20 protein-coding genes and 1 pseudogene are annotated in these 15,850 nt (G+C 45.2%); 19 read left to right on the top strand and 2 right to left on the bottom strand.

Translation table 11 applies throughout. The features are described 5' to 3' along the window. Positions 1-106: 106 nt before the first annotated feature. A complete protein-coding gene (locus NSQ83_RS19520; protein ID WP_015251008.1) occupies positions 107-493 on the bottom strand; it encodes a VOC family protein in 387 nt (128 codons plus the stop codon). 125 nt (positions 494-618) lie between these two features. Between NSQ83_RS19520 and prfA the strand changes: the two genes are divergently transcribed. Genes prfA through NSQ83_RS19505 form a run of 3 tightly spaced genes read left to right on the top strand, consistent with a single transcriptional unit; the run spans position 619 to position 2,904 of the window. Further along, positions 619-1,689, top strand: coding sequence for a peptide chain release factor 1 (prfA, locus tag NSQ83_RS19515; RefSeq protein WP_003227645.1), 1,071 nt, complete (start codon positions 619-621; stop codon positions 1,687-1,689). 1 nt (position 1,690) lies between these two features. After that, positions 1,691-2,557: a peptide chain release factor N(5)-glutamine methyltransferase gene (gene prmC / locus NSQ83_RS19510; protein ID WP_003227647.1), complete on the top strand. Its 867-nt coding sequence runs from the start codon at positions 1,691-1,693 to the stop codon at positions 2,555-2,557. Positions 2,558-2,616: 59 nt separating this feature from the next. Continuing rightward, on the top strand, positions 2,617-2,904 hold the full coding sequence (locus NSQ83_RS19505) for a DUF5316 family protein (protein ID WP_038429779.1): 288 nt from the start codon (positions 2,617-2,619) through the stop codon (positions 2,902-2,904). Between the two features lie 16 nt (positions 2,905-2,920). Here the strand turns inward: NSQ83_RS19505 and NSQ83_RS19500 are convergent, their stop codons facing one another. Next, on the bottom strand, positions 2,921-3,283 hold the full coding sequence (locus NSQ83_RS19500) for a UPF0715 family protein (RefSeq protein WP_014478265.1): 363 nt from the start codon (positions 3,281-3,283) through the stop codon (positions 2,921-2,923). A 140-nt stretch (positions 3,284-3,423) separates the two neighbouring features. On the opposite strand from NSQ83_RS19500, the gene spoIIR reads away from it, so the two are divergent. The 16 genes and pseudogenes from spoIIR (at position 3,424) to atpG (ending at position 15,840) form a co-directional block, all read left to right on the top strand. Beyond that, positions 3,424-4,098 (top strand): stage II sporulation protein R, encoded by a 675-nt coding sequence (gene spoIIR, locus NSQ83_RS19495; RefSeq protein ID WP_003227654.1) that lies wholly within the window; start codon positions 3,424-3,426, stop codon positions 4,096-4,098. 66 nt (positions 4,099-4,164) lie between these two features. Continuing rightward, positions 4,165-4,608, top strand: a complete 444-nt coding sequence (locus NSQ83_RS19490; RefSeq protein ID WP_003244265.1) for a hypothetical protein — start codon at positions 4,165-4,167, stop codon at positions 4,606-4,608. Between the two features lie 156 nt (positions 4,609-4,764). After that, entirely contained in the window at positions 4,765-5,805 is a 1,041-nt protein-coding gene (locus NSQ83_RS19485) for an L-threonylcarbamoyladenylate synthase (protein ID WP_198878431.1), read from the top strand. Between the two features lie 78 nt (positions 5,806-5,883). Continuing rightward, the gene (locus NSQ83_RS19480; protein ID WP_003227661.1) at positions 5,884-6,441 is read left to right on the top strand and encodes a manganese efflux pump MntP family protein; all 558 of its coding nucleotides are present in this window, start codon (positions 5,884-5,886) and stop codon (positions 6,439-6,441) included. A 75-nt stretch (positions 6,442-6,516) separates the two neighbouring features. Further along, positions 6,517-6,969: a protein arginine phosphatase PrpB gene (gene prpB / locus NSQ83_RS19475; protein WP_014478261.1), complete on the top strand. Its 453-nt coding sequence runs from the start codon at positions 6,517-6,519 to the stop codon at positions 6,967-6,969. A 156-nt stretch (positions 6,970-7,125) separates the two neighbouring features. Continuing rightward, positions 7,126-7,575, top strand: a complete 450-nt coding sequence (rpiB, locus tag NSQ83_RS19470) for a ribose 5-phosphate isomerase B (RefSeq protein ID WP_003221910.1) — start codon at positions 7,126-7,128, stop codon at positions 7,573-7,575. A gap of 12 nt (positions 7,576-7,587) precedes the next feature. Next, positions 7,588-8,130 (top strand): TIGR01440 family protein, encoded by a 543-nt coding sequence (locus NSQ83_RS19465; protein WP_106073312.1) that lies wholly within the window; start codon positions 7,588-7,590, stop codon positions 8,128-8,130. A 206-nt stretch (positions 8,131-8,336) separates the two neighbouring features. Next, the gene (gene glyA, locus NSQ83_RS19460; RefSeq protein WP_003227669.1) at positions 8,337-9,584 is read left to right on the top strand and encodes a serine hydroxymethyltransferase; all 1,248 of its coding nucleotides are present in this window, start codon (positions 8,337-8,339) and stop codon (positions 9,582-9,584) included. 134 nt (positions 9,585-9,718) lie between these two features. Further along, a complete protein-coding gene (gene upp / locus NSQ83_RS19455; RefSeq protein ID WP_003227670.1) occupies positions 9,719-10,348 on the top strand; it encodes a uracil phosphoribosyltransferase in 630 nt (209 codons plus the stop codon). A 422-nt stretch (positions 10,349-10,770) separates the two neighbouring features. Continuing rightward, positions 10,771-11,154 (top strand): ATP synthase subunit I, encoded by a 384-nt coding sequence (gene atpI / locus NSQ83_RS19450; RefSeq protein WP_024571492.1) that lies wholly within the window; start codon positions 10,771-10,773, stop codon positions 11,152-11,154. 7 nt (positions 11,155-11,161) lie between these two features. Further along, a complete protein-coding gene (gene atpB, locus NSQ83_RS19445; protein ID WP_003242621.1) occupies positions 11,162-11,896 on the top strand; it encodes a F0F1 ATP synthase subunit A in 735 nt (244 codons plus the stop codon). 45 nt (positions 11,897-11,941) lie between these two features. Next, positions 11,942-12,154 (top strand): F0F1 ATP synthase subunit C, encoded by a 213-nt coding sequence (gene atpE / locus NSQ83_RS19440; protein WP_003151167.1) that lies wholly within the window; start codon positions 11,942-11,944, stop codon positions 12,152-12,154. Between the two features lie 162 nt (positions 12,155-12,316). Beyond that, the gene (atpF, locus tag NSQ83_RS19435) at positions 12,317-12,829 is read left to right on the top strand and encodes a F0F1 ATP synthase subunit B (protein ID WP_003244051.1); all 513 of its coding nucleotides are present in this window, start codon (positions 12,317-12,319) and stop codon (positions 12,827-12,829) included. After that, a complete protein-coding gene (locus NSQ83_RS19430) occupies positions 12,826-13,371 on the top strand; it encodes a F0F1 ATP synthase subunit delta (RefSeq protein WP_003227679.1) in 546 nt (181 codons plus the stop codon). Before atpF ends, NSQ83_RS19430 begins: the two co-directional genes overlap by 4 nt. Positions 13,372-13,387: 16 nt before the next feature. Further along, positions 13,388-14,881: pseudogene (gene atpA / locus NSQ83_RS19425) on the top strand (F0F1 ATP synthase subunit alpha); the annotation flags it as partial. A gap of 95 nt (positions 14,882-14,976) precedes the next feature. Further along, on the top strand, positions 14,977-15,840 hold the full coding sequence (gene atpG, locus NSQ83_RS19420; RefSeq protein WP_032727048.1) for an ATP synthase F1 subunit gamma: 864 nt from the start codon (positions 14,977-14,979) through the stop codon (positions 15,838-15,840). The last annotated feature ends 10 nt before the right edge of the window (positions 15,841-15,850 follow it).

The following is a 15,850-nucleotide window of genomic DNA, read 5'->3' as shown; positions in this document are numbered from 1 at the left end:
TTTAAGCTAGGTATTCGACCATAGAATGCGGTTCCCTTCCCGTTAGACAAAACAAGAAAAGATTCGGCAAAGAAAGTGGGTATCTCCTTTTTTTCTTCAAAAACTGTTATTGTTCATACAGTTCTAATGGAAGCTGGTCAGGATCAAAAAAGAAGGTGAAACGCTTGCCGGTCAGCGGATCTGTTCTGATTGGCTCTGTTTCGATTCCTTTTTCATGAAGCTCCTGAACCGCCTTATCCAAGCTGACGACTGTAAAGGCGAGGTGACGCAGGCCTGCGGCTTCAGGCCGGGTTTGTCGTTCGGGCGGATCGGGAAACGAGAACAGCTCAATGACATACGAGCCGTTAAGCGACAAATCAAGCTTATAGGAGCCGCGCTCTTCGCGGTACGTTTCTTGAATCACCTGAAAACCAAGCTTATGTACGTAGAAAGCTTTCGACTTTTCGTAATCTGAACATATGATTGCAATATGATGTATGGATTTCAGCAACATCATCCCTCCTCGAATTCCAGTATAGCAGAGGGGGCTTTTCCAGCTGGGATTGAAATGCTTTTGACTGGGGTTAATCACTATACTATAATGAGAATGTTACGCACAGGAAAACAGAGGTGAAGACCGTGTTAGACCGTTTAAAATCAATTGAAGAACGATACGAGAAATTAAATGAGCTTTTGAGCGATCCAGAAGTAGTCAACGATCCGAAAAAGCTAAGAGAATATTCAAAAGAGCAATCTGATATACAAGAAACAGTTGACGTATATAGACAATACAGAGATGCGTCAGAACAGCTGGCTGATGCAAAAGCGATGCTTGAAGAGAAGCTGGACGCTGAGATGCGCGACATGGTGAAGGAAGAGATTTCTGAACTTCAGAAGGAAACGGAAACACTGTCAGAACGGCTGAAAGTGCTCTTGATCCCGAAAGATCCTAATGATGACAAAAACGTTATTATGGAGATCCGCGGGGCTGCGGGAGGCGAGGAAGCCGCTTTATTCGCGGGCAACCTGTACAGAATGTATTCCCGTTATGCCGAGCTTCAGGGCTGGAAAACAGAGGTCATGGAAGCGAATGTAACCGGAACAGGCGGCTACAAAGAGATCATCTTTATGATTACGGGAAGCGGCGCGTATTCTAAACTCAAATATGAAAACGGCGCCCACCGCGTACAGCGTGTTCCGGAAACAGAATCAGGCGGACGCATCCATACATCCACTGCAACAGTAGCATGTCTTCCTGAGGCAGAAGAGGTAGAGGTTGACATCCATGAGAAGGATATCCGTGTCGATACGTTTGCTTCAAGCGGACCGGGAGGACAAAGCGTTAACACAACAATGTCTGCGGTTCGTCTGACTCACTTGCCGACAGGTGTAGTTGTATCATGCCAGGATGAAAAATCTCAAATTAAGAACAAAGAAAAAGCAATGAAGGTTCTCCGTGCCAGAATCTATGATAAATTTCAGCAGGAAGCCCAGGCTGAATATGATCAAACACGGAAATCAGCAGTCGGATCTGGTGACCGCTCTGAACGTATCCGCACATACAACTTCCCGCAAAACCGTGTGACGGATCACAGAATCGGTTTGACGATTCAAAAGCTTGATCAGATTCTTGAAGGAAAACTTGACGAAGTGGTTGAAGCGCTGATTGTTGAAGATCAGGCAAGCAAGCTTCAGCAGTCGGAAGGTTAAGATGAAGACGATATTCGAAGCCCTGAAATGGGCTTCTTCTTATTTAACCGAAGCGGGAAGAGAAGAAAATGCGGCCGAGCTCCTATTGCTTTATGATACCGGAATGGAGAGAAGCAAGCTGCTCGCAAGCTTACAGGAACCGATTGGTGAAGACGAACTGTATCGCTTTAAGCGTCACGTTGAGATGCATAAAGAGGGCGTGCCGGTTCAATACATTATAGGAAAAGAGTTTTTTTATGGACGGGAATTTATGGTGAATGATGATGTGCTGATCCCGCGGCCGGAAACTGAAGAAGTTGTCTTTCATTTGCTTGAAAAATATCGGAGTGTTTTTTCTGAAGACGGCAAGCTCGAAGTTGTTGACGTTGGTACAGGGAGCGGCGCAATAGCCGTCACGCTTGCGCTTGAAAACCAAAGCTTTTCTGTGTCGGCGGTCGATATTTCGAAAGAGGCGCTGCAAGTCGCCTCTGCCAATGCAGAAAAACTTGGAGCGAATGTGCGCTTTTATCAGGGCGATCTGCTTGAGCCTTTTATTAAGGCGGGAAAAAAAGCGGATATCATTGTCTCAAACCCGCCATATATTTCAGAGGAAGAAATGGCTGATTTATCGGAAATTGTCCGTTTTCATGAGCCGCTGCACGCACTCACCGATGGCGGAGACGGGCTGAAATTTTATAAGCGGTTTATGGAAGACATTCCGCTTGTCATGAAGGATAAAGTATTTGTTGTTTTTGAAATCGGCTGGAAACAGGGAGCGGCGGTCAAAGACCTGATCCTCAAGGCGTTTAAGGGGGCGGAAGTGGAAGTGCTGAAAGATATTAATGGAAAAGACAGAACCATATGCGCTCTGATTCATAAAAATAAATAAGCAGCTTGCTGGCGAGTGAATGGATCAAGCTGTTTAACACCAGCAAAGGGGATGTAAACATGAAAAAGGCCCTGACAGCAGGAATCCTGCTCATTGCGATTGAGAGCATGATTGGCACCATTTTTCCGCAGGCTCTTTCATATGAAGCGATTTTTGGCGTTGCGTCTCTCGCTTTAGTGGGGCTCGCGATCATTACATCGGGTTTGGCTGTAAGCGGAAGCGATCAGCGGGCAAACTACCATTCAGAAACCAAAGAAGGCCGTACATCTCGCATGAAAATGGCGGCCGCTTTCTTTGTTGCGGCGATACCTTCCATTCTATGTTATTTGCTGACGATTTTGTTTTAATAAAAAAGGAAGCCTCTTAGGCTTCCTTTTTTTGCAGTAAAACAGAATCCCATATCCAATAGATAAGAGCTGTTAATACAGCGAAAAGATAGAAGGCTGTATTTTGAAACAAAGATTGTCCCGAAGGCTGAAGCACGCCGAAAATGATCGCGTTGGCAATAAAAGCAGCGGCAAGGTAATACAGCAGATACAAAGGGCTGAACCGTTTCGGCTTTTTATTCATCATGATTTGAAGCGGCAGTGCGAAGATCAAATAAGGAAACAGAAAATAAAATGCCATTGTGATGAGAGCGGCAATGATAAATGAATGAATATAAATTACTGAATAAAGAACGGACATCGTGAATGCTGATAACAGCACTGTATAATTGTATTTCATCTTAAACCTCCTAAAACACTATCGTACCATAAATAAGATTAACAGCTTGCTAGATTTTTTTCACCCTGCACGTTTACCCCCGGCTCTCCTTGTCCATAATAGGGCTAGAAACAAAGCACGGAGAGGAACGGTGGGGACCGATGAAAAAAACAGTAATCATTTGTATATATATCTTTCTTTTATTATCTGGAGCGCTCGTAGGGCTGGCAAAAGAAGAGACGGCACAGAAATCGGAAAATCAGCCGGTGGTCATACCGGATCAGGCGATTCGTTTGAGAATATTGGCAAACAGCGATAGTGATCAAGACCAGCAATTAAAACGTCATATAAGAGACGCGGTGAATAAAGAAATCACAACTTGGGTAAAGGATATTACTTCTATTGAAGAAGCGCGTCGCGTGATTCGTTCAAAGCTGCCTGAAATCAAAGCAATTGCAAAGGAAACAATGGAGAAAGAAGGAGCGAATCAGTCGATATCCGTTGATTTTGACAAAATCTCGTTTCCGACAAAGCTTTACGGCAACATGGTATATCCTGCCGGTGAGTATGAAGCGATTTTGATTACGCTTGGAAACGGAGACGGCGCCAACTGGTGGTGTGTGCTGTTCCCGCCCCTCTGCTTTCTCGATTTTTCTAACGGGGAAGCCGTCAAAGAACAAGAAGATAAAGAAGCCTCAAAAAAGCAGACTGAAAAAGTGCTTGAGGACGTAACCGCTAAAGCGGAAAAAGCCAAAAAAGAAGAGAACGAAGAAAAAGAAGACGGCACAGAAGTGAAATTCTTTTTAGTCGAATGGATTTCCGACCTTTTTTCCTAATCATCTGGTCTAAAAATAGATTTGCCTCATAGATTGGAAGAAAGAACGCAAAAACGGGGTGAACGGATGTTTTATCAACTGCGGGTGGCAAGGGAAAAAGACGGAGATGTGCTCGAGGCATTTTTAAAACAGGCAAAAACCAGCTATGAAGGCGTGAAAGAAGGCTTCACTCAATTTCTTATGCTGGAGGACAGTGAGAAAAACATTGCCGGATGCCTCGGTATTGAAAAAATAAGCTGTGACCAGGGGCTGCTGCGATCACTTGTCATATCGGACAAGCTTCACCAAGGCCACATCGTCACGCTTTTTCAAAGCATGGAGGTGCTGTGCGAAAAGCATCAGATCAAAACCGTGTACCTAGTAGCAAATCAGCATTCCTCTGCGGACTTTTTGACGGCCATGGGTTTTGAAAGAGCTGAGAGTGTACCGGAGGAGCTGTTTTCTTCTGATCACTTCTGTGAATCGCGGCAAACAGAAGGAGCCGTTTTGATGAAAAAAGCGTCTGGATAAGTGCAGTTTATACACATACTTATCCACTTCTTCATTAGCGTTGTCCACAATTTGTGGATAACGCTTGTTTTATTACAGGACATCTTTTATACTTTCAAAAGGATTACACGCGTAAAACAATCGTTTTATTGTTGTGAATAAGGAGTTTGGTCAGAAATGAAAACGAAAAGATGGTTTGTGGATGTAACTGACGAGTTATCCACAAATGATCCACAAATTGCACAAGCAGCCGCTTTGCTCCGAGAAAATGAGGTCGTTGCCTTTCCGACAGAAACAGTATATGGCCTAGGCGCAAACGCAAAAAATACGGATGCCGTCAAAAAAATATATGAGGCGAAAGGGCGGCCGAGCGATAATCCCCTGATTGTCCACATTGCGGATATCAGCCAGCTTGAGGATTTAACGGGCCCAGCGCCGGAAAAGGCGAAAACATTGATGAAACGGTTTTGGCCGGGAGCACTTACGCTCATTCTGCCTTGCAAACCTGGTGCGCTTTCACCTCGTGTAACGGCAGGTCTTGAAACGGTTGCCATTAGAATGCCGGATCACCCGCTTGCCCTTGCATTGATTCGCGAATCGGGACTGCCGATTGCAGCACCGAGCGCCAATCTATCAGGCAAGCCAAGTCCCACAAAAGCGGAGCATGTGGTTCACGACTTGGATGGCCGCATAGCCGGTATTATGGATGGAGGCCCTACCGGAATCGGGGTCGAATCAACTGTGCTTTCATGTGCGGACGACATCCCTGTTCTCTTGCGTCCTGGCGGCATTACGAAGGAACAAATTGAAGCGGTGATCGGGCCGATTCATGTGGATAAAGGGCTCAGCGATCAAAACGAGAAGCCGATTTCTCCAGGGATGAAATATACACATTATGCGCCGACAGCGCCTCTTGCCATTTGCGAAGGCAGCCCAGAGCGCATTCAGCACCTCATTCAAGAATATCAACAGGGCGGAAGACGGGTCGGTGTCCTGACGACAGAAGAAAACGCGGGCGTTTATTCCGCTGATTATGTGAAGAGCTGCGGAAGACGGGCTCAGCTTGAGACTGTTGCGGCAGGGCTGTATGATGCTTTGCGCAGCTTTGATGAGAATAAGGTGGATTTCATTATAGCGGAATCCTTTCCGGATACAGGTGTCGGTCTTGCTATTATGAACAGGCTGATGAAAGCCGCCGGAGGAAGAGTGATTCGCTGAAAGCAGTCAGATGTTCTAACCCTTTTTGGACACGCATAGGCTAAAAAAGCGGGGCGTGTCCAAGGGGGTTATTTATGTATGTCGGATTTGTTTATAGGCGAACTGATTACATTAAGCATCATGGCGTTTGCTTTAGGGATGGATGCTTTTTCTGTCGGCCTTGGAATGGGCATGGTCAAACTTAGAAAGAAGCAGATATTCTATATTGGTTTCATCATCGGCCTCTTTCACGTCATCATGCCTCTCGCAGGGATGGCGGCCGGTAACATGCTGTCAGGGCTCCTCGGCGTGTTAGCGGTTTATATCGGTGGGGCGCTGCTTTTTGTTCTTGGGGTTCAAATGCTTATGGCCTCTTTTAAACAGTCAGAAGAACGATTCATGTCACCGGCAGGGCCGGGCTTATTGCTGTTTGCCATCGGCGTCAGCCTTGACAGCTTTTCCGTCGGCTTGAGCTTGGGGATATACGGCTCGCATCCGCTCCTCACAATTACCCTGTTCGGGCTGTTCAGCATGATGTTGACATGGCTGGGCCTGCTGGTCGGAAAACAAGTGCAGTCATGGCTTGGCACATACAGCGAAGCGCTCGGGGGCATCATATTAATCGTGTTTGGATTAAAGCTGCTTTTGCCAATTTAATATACCAATAAAAGAAACGAAGTCGCCGTTTCTTTTTTCTTCATATATAATAGAGAAAAATAAGGGGTGACTGACATGGATATTATTTTTGTCTGTACTGGAAATACGTGCCGCAGCCCAATGGCTGAGGCGCTTTTTAAATCAATTGCAGAAATGGAAGGGCTGAATGTCAATGTCCGCTCGGCAGGCGTGTTTGCTTCACCTAATGGGAAAGCGACGCCTCATGCAGTCGAAGCGCTGTTTGAAAAACACATTGCCCTTAATCATGTGTCTTCTCCATTAACTGAAGAACATATGGAGTCGGCTGATTTGGTTCTGGCTATGACCCATCAGCACAAGCAGATCATTGCCAGCCAATTTGGACGTTATCGTGATAAAGTGTTTACGTTAAAAGAATATGTCACAGGCAGCCATGGTGATGTCCTCGATCCGTTCGGCGGCTCAATTGACATCTATAAACAAACGCGAGATGAGCTTGAAGAGCTTCTTCGGCAGCTGGCAAAACAGCTGAAAAAAGACCGTAGATAAGTTGTCAGAAAATCTGCAAACAGGTCATTTGCAAATCCTGCGTGAAGGAGTAGAATATAGTGAAAAGCACATCATATGGTGTGAATCAAAGAGCGGACAGGCTGCGCGGTCAATAAAGCGGGCGGGCCGCATCACACACGCTGGGAGGAAAAGCAGATGAAAGTAGCCATTGCATCGGATCATGGCGGCGTTCACATTCGAAATGAAATCAAAGAGTTAATGGACGAATTGCAAATTGAATATATTGATATGGGCTGTGACTGCGGCAGCGGCTCTGTCGATTATCCGGATTATGCTTTTCCGGTGGCCGAAAAAGTGGTTAGCGGCGAAGTTGACAGAGGCATTTTAATTTGCGGGACAGGCATCGGCATGAGCATTTCCGCTAATAAAGTAAAAGGGATTCGCTGCGCGCTGGCGCACGATACCTTCAGCGCGAAGGCGACGAGGGAGCATAATGACACAAACATCCTTGCGATGGGTGAACGGGTGATCGGACCTGGTTTGGCTCGGGAAATCGCAAAAATCTGGCTGACTACTGAGTTTACCGGGGGAAGACACCAAACGCGTATTGGAAAAATCTCAGATTATGAAGAGAAAAACCTGTAGGGGTGCTGTTTAATGAATGAGTTGAAACAAACGTGGAAGACGATGCTGTCTGAGTTTCAGGACCAAGCGGAATTGAAACAAGATCAGCTCTTCGTCCTTGGATGCAGCACGAGCGAAGTGGCCGGCAGCCGGATCGGCACATCGGGCAGTGTAGATATCGCTGAAAGCATCTACAGCGGACTTGCTGAGCTCCGGGAAAAAACGGGAGTCCATCTGGCGTTTCAATGCTGCGAGCATTTAAACAGAGCGCTTGTCGTCGAAGCAGAAACAGCCAAGCTGTTCAGGCTTCCAACCGTTTCTGCCGTGCCCGTTCCAAAAGCGGGCGGCGCGATGGCGTCTTATGCGTTTAAGCAGATGAAGTCTCCTGTTCTTGTTGAAACCATTCAGGCTGACGCCGGAATTGATATAGGCGATACGTTTATCGGCATGCATCTGAAGCCGGTGGCTGTCCCTGTGCGTGTCTCTCAAAACAGCCTCGGTTCAGCTCATGTGACATTGGCGCGTACACGGCCGAAACTAATCGGCGGAGTGCGGGCGGTTTATGAGTGCGAATGAAAGGACTGCATAGCCAGTCTTTTCTTTTATTTTAAGACAGTGAAATAAATTCCGAACTTTAAATTAAATTTAAGTTATTAATATTCGTTTTTACCAATAAAAATTTAGATTTTTTAAAAATAATCTTTTACATCGGCCTTAAAAACCATGTACAATAGTGATGGTAAAAACAAAGAACAGGATACGGATAGGAGAGGATCTCGCTGATGAAACATTTACCTGCGCAAGACGAACAAGTGTTTAACGCCATTAAAAATGAGCGTGAACGCCAACAGACTAAGATCGAATTGATTGCTTCTGAGAACTTTGTAAGTGAAGCGGTTATGGAAGCACAAGGATCTGTTTTGACAAATAAGTACGCAGAAGGATATCCGGGCAAACGCTACTACGGCGGATGCGAGCACGTCGATGTCGTTGAAGATATCGCCCGTGACCGCGCGAAGGAAATCTTTGGAGCGGAGCATGTAAACGTTCAGCCTCATTCAGGCGCGCAAGCAAACATGGCCGTGTACTTCACGATTTTGGAGCAAGGCGATACTGTACTTGGGATGAACCTCTCCCACGGCGGCCATTTAACACACGGAAGCCCAGTCAACTTCAGCGGTGTTCAATATAACTTTGTTGAGTACGGCGTAGATAAAGAAACTCAATATATTGATTACGATGACGTGCGTGAAAAAGCCCTCGCTCATAAACCGAAGCTTATCGTAGCAGGAGCAAGTGCGTATCCTCGTACAATCGACTTTAAGAAATTCCGTGAAATTGCTGATGAAGTCGGCGCTTACTTCATGGTGGATATGGCACATATCGCAGGACTTGTTGCGGCAGGCCTTCATCCAAACCCGGTTCCTTACGCTGATTTCGTTACAACAACAACACATAAAACACTTCGCGGTCCTCGCGGCGGTATGATCCTTTGCCGTGAAGAGTTTGGCAAGAAAATTGATAAATCGATCTTCCCTGGAATTCAAGGCGGCCCTCTGATGCACGTTATTGCCGCAAAAGCTGTTTCATTCGGTGAAGTATTGCAGGACGATTTCAAAACATATGCACAAAACGTCATTTCAAACGCGAAACGTCTGGCTGAAGCCTTAACGAAAGAGGGCATCCAGCTCGTTTCAGGCGGAACAGACAACCACCTTATCCTTGTTGACCTTCGTTCGCTCGGACTGACTGGTAAGGTTGCGGAGCATGTACTTGATGAAATTGGTATTACGTCTAACAAAAACGCGATTCCATATGATCCTGAAAAACCTTTCGTAACAAGCGGCATCCGTCTTGGGACAGCTGCTGTAACCAGCCGTGGTTTTGACGGAGACGCATTAGAAGAAGTCGGTGCTATCATTGCGCTTGCATTGAAAAACCACGAAGACGAAGGAAAACTTGAAGAAGCAAGACAGCGTGTAGCTGCTCTGACTGATAAATTTCCTTTATATAAAGAATTAGATTATTAAGATCCTAAAACCCGCTGGGGCTTATGCCCGGCGGGTTTTTTGACGATGTTCTTGAAACTCAATGTCTTTTTTTGTAGAATCAATAGAAGTGTGTAATTGTTGATGGGACAATAAAAAAGGAGCTGAAACACAGTATGGGAAAGGTTTATGTATTTGATCATCCTTTAATTCAGCACAAGCTGACATATATACGGAATGAAAATACAGGTACGAAGGATTTTAGAGAGTTAGTAGATGAAGTGGCTACACTCATGGCATTTGAAATTACCCGCGATCTTCCTCTGGAAGAAGTGGATATCAATACACCGGTTCAGGCTGCGAAATCGAAAGTCATCTCAGGGAAAAAACTCGGAGTGGTTCCTATCCTCAGAGCAGGATTGGGAATGGTTGACGGCATTTTAAAGCTGATTCCTGCGGCAAAAGTGGGACATGTCGGCCTTTACCGTGATCCAGAAACCTTAAAACCCGTGGAATACTATGTCAAGCTTCCTTCTGATGTGGAAGAGCGTGAATTCATCGTGGTTGACCCGATGCTCGCTACAGGCGGTTCCGCAGTTGAAGCCATTCACAGCCTTAAAAAACGCGGTGCGAAAAATATCCGTTTCATGTGTCTTGTAGCAGCGCCGGAGGGTGTGGAAGAATTGCAGAAGCATCATTCGGACGTTGATATTTACATTGCGGCGCTAGATGAAAAATTAAATGAAAAAGGATATATTGTTCCAGGTCTCGGAGATGCGGGTGACCGCATGTTTGGAACAAAATAAAAAATGAAATCCCCAAAAGGGGGTTTCATTTTTTTATCCAGTTTTTTGCTATTCGGTGAATCTGTATACAATTATAGGTGAAAATGTGAACATTCTGTGGAGACGTAAAGTATAAAAAGTTTTTTAACTTTAAACAGATTGACACATGTTAGGGGCTATTGTATGCTAAACGAGGGTATTATGAGAAGGTTTTCATAGCTTTCATTATAGTCCTCATCCTCAATGTAAATCCTCTCAGCAAACCCGTATTATGAGGATTTATTTAAGCGAATGAAACAGCATCCCTGCAAGGCTTGCGGATGAATGATTTTTTCGAACAGGCCCGTTTTGCCGGTCAAAAAAGGTCTTCTACTAAGGGTTAACCGCTGATTTTTGCCGTATCCAAGCTATACATTATTTTTTCATCAGGAGACAGATAATTGATGGACGATCCCAAGCTTACATTTAGCAGACAACGCAAATATTTATTGTTCATTTTGGCAGTGTATGTACTGGGTTATGGTTTAACAGCGTATAAAACCGTTTTTTTAGGCCTTATTCTGGGAACTGTTTTCAGTTTGTTTAATTTTTTACTGCTCGTCAGGAGAATGAATGCTTTTGACAGAGCTGTTGAGAAAGGAAAGTCCATACGATCTCTTGGGAGCGCAGCGCGGTGGTGCAATGCGATTCTTGCTGTGGCTGTTGCCTTTAAAAATCCCGAATATTTTCATATGGCAAGTACAGTTATTGGATTAATGACAATATACCCTGTCATTATGATAGATTCCTTTATCCAGCTTAAACGTTCATCAATGGAAGAGAGGTGAAAACCCTTTGAATCATGGTTACAGAACTATAGAATTTCTAGGTCTTACTTTTAATCTGACAAACATTCTGATGATTACTGTGGCGAGTGTGATTGTTTTATTGATTGCTATATTGACGACAAGAACGCTTTCGATCCGTCCCGGAAAAGCCCAGAACTTTATGGAATGGATTGTTGATTTCGTCCGCAATATTATTGGCAGTACAATGGATTTAAAAACAGGGGCTAACTTCTTGGCACTTGGTGTCACATTGCTGATGTACATATTTGTGTCGAATATGCTGGGGCTGCCGTTCTCTATTACAATCGGACATGAGCTCTGGTGGAAGTCTCCGACAGCCGATCCTGCCATTACATTAACGCTAGCCGTGATGGTTGTTGCTTTAACCCACTACTATGGTGTGAAGATGAAAGGGCTCAAGGAATATTCCAAAGACTATTTAAGACCTGTTCCATTCATGCTCCCGATGAAAATCATCGAAGAGTTTGCGAATACGCTGACTCTAGGTTTGCGGCTGTATGGTAACATCTTCGCCGGTGAGATTCTTCTCGGCCTGCTTGCGGGATTAGCAACAAGCCATTATTCGCAAAGCGTGGCTCTCGGTCTTGTCGGTACAATCGGTGCCATTCTGCCGATGCTGGCATGGCAAGCATTCAGTTTATTTATTGGTGCTATCCAGGCATTTATCTTTACAATGCTGACGATGGTGTACATGTCTCATAAAATCAGTCATGATCATTAAAACATTATATCCAAACGGATAACATTTTAAAGGAGGAACTTTTTCATGAATTTAATAGCAGCTGCGATTGCAATTGGTTTAGGCGCACTTGGTGCAGGTATTGGTAACGGTTTGATTGTTTCACGTACGGTAGAGGGGATTGCCCGTCAGCCGGAAGCAGGTAAAGAACTGAGAACTCTTATGTTCATGGGTATCGCATTAGTTGAAGCCCTTCCTATTATCGCTGTCGTTATCGCATTCTTAGCGTTCTTTGGCTAAGCATAAAAGCCTTATATGAACTAAAAATGGCGAAGATCATTCCAAGAGAACCTTCGCCATTGCTTTATGTCTGATAAGCATCCCGCCTTGCCGGCTGAAAAGAGACAAGTGCGGCTGCTGGATCAGCAAAGAAAAACCTGCAGAAGGGAGTTGCCGTAGTAGATGTCTCAATTACCACTTGAACTAGGATTGTCGTTTAACGGCGGAGATATCCTGTTCCAACTGTTAGCTATGTTAATCTTATTAGCGCTTCTGAAGAAATACGCTTTAGGGCCGCTATTAAACATAATGAAACAGCGTGAAGACCACATCGCTGGAGAAATTACGTCTGCTGAAGAAAAAAATAAAGAAGCGCAGCAGCTGATTGAAGAGCAGCGCGTTCTTTTAAAAGAAGCAAGACAAGAATCCCAAACTCTTATCGAAAACGCAAAGAAACTGGGAGAGAAGCAAAAAGAAGAGATTATTCAGGCTGCACGTGCAGAATCTGAACGTCTGAAAGAAGCAGCAAGAACTGAAATCGTGAAGGAAAAAGAACAGGCGGTTTCTGCTCTCCGTGAGCAAGTAGCGTCTCTTTCTGTCATGATTGCGTCGAAAGTGATCGAAAAAGAACTGGATGAACAAGCGCAAGAGAAATTGATCCAGGACTATCTTAAAGAGGTAGGAGAAAGCCGATGAGTGGATCAGCTGTCTCTAAACGATATGCATCAGCTCTTTTTGATATAGCCAATGAGTCCGCTCAGCTGAATCAAGTAGAAGAAGAGCTAACTGTTGTAAAACAAGTATTTCAAAATGAAAAAGCGCTTAATGATGTGTTGAACCATCCGAAGGTGCCGGCTGCGAAGAAAAAAGAGCTGATCCAAAATGCATTTGGCTCTTTGTCACAGTCCGTGCTTAATACGATTTTTCTTTTGATTGACCGCCATCGTGCCGCGATTGTGCCTGAGCTCACAGATGAGTTTATCAAACTCGCAAATGAGGCCCGTCAAACAGAAGACGCAATCGTATATTCAGTGAAACCGCTGACGGATGCGGAAATTTTACCATTATCACAAGTGTTTGCAAAAAAAGCCGGAGTCGCTTCACTGAGAATCAGAAATGAAGTGCAGACGGATTTAATAGGCGGCATTAAAGTCCGCATTGGAAACCGGATTTATGACGGCAGCGTAAGCGGGAAGCTTCAGCGCATTGAACGTCAATTAGCCGGGGAAAATCGATAGAAGGGGTGAAACCTAAGTGAGCATCAAAGCTGAAGAGATTAGCACGCTGATAAAACAGCAAATACAAAATTATCAATCTGATATTGAAGTTCAAGACGTAGGTACAGTCATCCAAGTCGGTGACGGTATTGCACGTGTGCACGGCCTTGACAACTGTATGGCCGGTGAACTTGTCGAATTTTCAAACGGTGTTTTGGGTATGGCTCAAAACCTTGAAGAATCAAACGTAGGTATCGTCATCTTAGGACCTTTCAGTGAGATCCGTGAGGGAGACGAAGTAAAAAGAACAGGCCGCATCATGGAGGTTCCTGTTGGTGAAGAGTTAATCGGCCGTATTGTAAATCCGTTAGGCCAGCCGGTAGACGGACTTGGCCCGATCCTTACAAGCAAAACTCGTCCGATTGAGAGCCCTGCACCAGGCGTTATGGACCGTAAATCCGTTCATGAACCGCTTCAAACCGGTATCAAAGCGATCGATGCACTGATTCCAATCGGCCGCGGCCAGCGTGAGCTGATCATCGGTGACCGTCAAACAGGTAAAACATCTGTTGCGATCGATGCGATCCTGAACCAAAAAGACCAAGACATGATCTGCGTATATGTTGCGATCGGCCAAAAAGAATCAACAGTCCGCGGCGTAGTAGAAACATTGCGTAAACACGGCGCGCTTGATTATACAATTGTTGTAACGGCGTCTGCGTCACAGCCGGCACCGCTTCTGTACCTGGCACCGTATGCTGGGGTTACAATGGCAGAAGAATTTATGTACAGCGGCAAGCACGTTCTTGTTGTATACGATGATCTTTCTAAACAAGCGGCTGCTTACCGTGAGCTGTCCTTGCTTCTTCGCCGTCCGCCAGGCCGTGAAGCGTTCCCTGGGGATGTATTCTATCTTCATTCCCGTCTGCTTGAGCGTGCAGCAAAGCTTAGCGACGCGAAAGGCGCAGGATCAATTACAGCTCTGCCGTTCGTAGAAACACAAGCCGGAGATATCTCTGCTTATATTCCGACGAACGTCATTTCCATCACCGACGGACAGATCTTCCTGCAATCTGATTTGTTCTTCTCAGGCGTACGTCCAGCGATCAATGCCGGATTGTCTGTATCCCGTGTCGGCGGCTCAGCGCAAATCAAAGCGATGAAAAAAGTATCAGGTACTTTGCGTCTTGACCTTGCGTCATACCGTGAGCTGGAAGCATTCGCTCAATTCGGTTCTGACCTCGACCAAGCGACTCAGGCAAAACTGAACCGCGGTGCGCGTACAGTTGAAGTGCTGAAGCAGGATCTGAACAAGCCGCTTCCGGTTGAAAAGCAAGTAGCCATTCTTTATGCGCTGACAAAAGGATATCTCGATGATATTCCTGTGGCGGATATCAGACGTTTTGAAGAAGAGTACTACATGTACCTTGACCAAAACCATAAAGACCTGCTTGACGGAATTGCGAAAACAGGAAACCTTCCTGCTGATGAAGACTTCAATGCTGCAATCGAAGGCTTCAAACGCACATTTATTTGCACCAAGCAACTAACTCGAATGCTGATGAGAGAAAAAGGTTCTCTTTTTCTCTCTTTTTACGCAGATGAAGAGAAAAGGTGGTGAAATCTTTGGCCTCATTACGCGATATTAAGTCAAGGATCACGTCAACGAAAAAAACAAGTCAGATTACAAAAGCCATGCAGATGGTATCTGCGGCTAAGCTGAATCGTGCTGAAAACAATGCAAAATCATTTGTGCCATATATGGATAAAATCCAAGAGGTTGTGTCAAACGTCGGAAGAGTTTCCGGCAACGTAAAGCATCCGATGCTTCTCAGCAGAGAAGTGAAAAAAACGGCATACCTTGTCATTACGTCTGACCGCGGTCTTGCCGGCGCTTTTAACAGTTCGGTTTTACGGAGTGCTTATCAGGCCATGCAAGAACGTCATCAGTCTAAGGATGAGTATGCGGTGATTGCCATCGGAAGAGTGGGCCGTGATTTCTTTAAGAAACGTGAGATTCCGATCATTTCCGAGTTAACAGGACTTGGGGATGAAGTGACGTTTACAGAAATTAAAGATCTTGCCCGTCAAACGATCCAAATGTTTATAGACGGTGCGTTTGATGAATTGCACCTTGTTTATAACCATTTTGTCAGCGCCATTACTCAAGAAGTAACGGAGAAAAAACTTCTGCCGTTATCTGATTTGGGCAACGGCGGCGGAAAAAGAACGGCGTCTTATGAATTTGAACCATCTGAAGAGGAGGTTCTGGAGGTTTTGCTTCCTCAATATGCAGAAAGCTTAATCTTCGGTGCGCTTCTTGACAGTAAAGCAAGTGAGCACGCTGCAAGAATGACGGCGATGAAAAATGCGACAGACAACGCGAAGGAACTTATCGATTCACTTTCGCTTTCTTACAACCGCGCTCGCCAAGCAGCCATCACACAAGAAATTACGGAAATTGTCGGCGGAGCAGCCGCTTTAGAATAGAAAGATTTTG

Origin of the sequence: Bacillus sp. PS217 (assembly GCF_037963535.1) — a bacterium.
GTDB lineage: Bacteria > Bacillota > Bacilli > Bacillales > Bacillaceae > Bacillus > Bacillus subtilis.
This window is presented reverse-complemented; position numbering and strand designations above follow the sequence as displayed.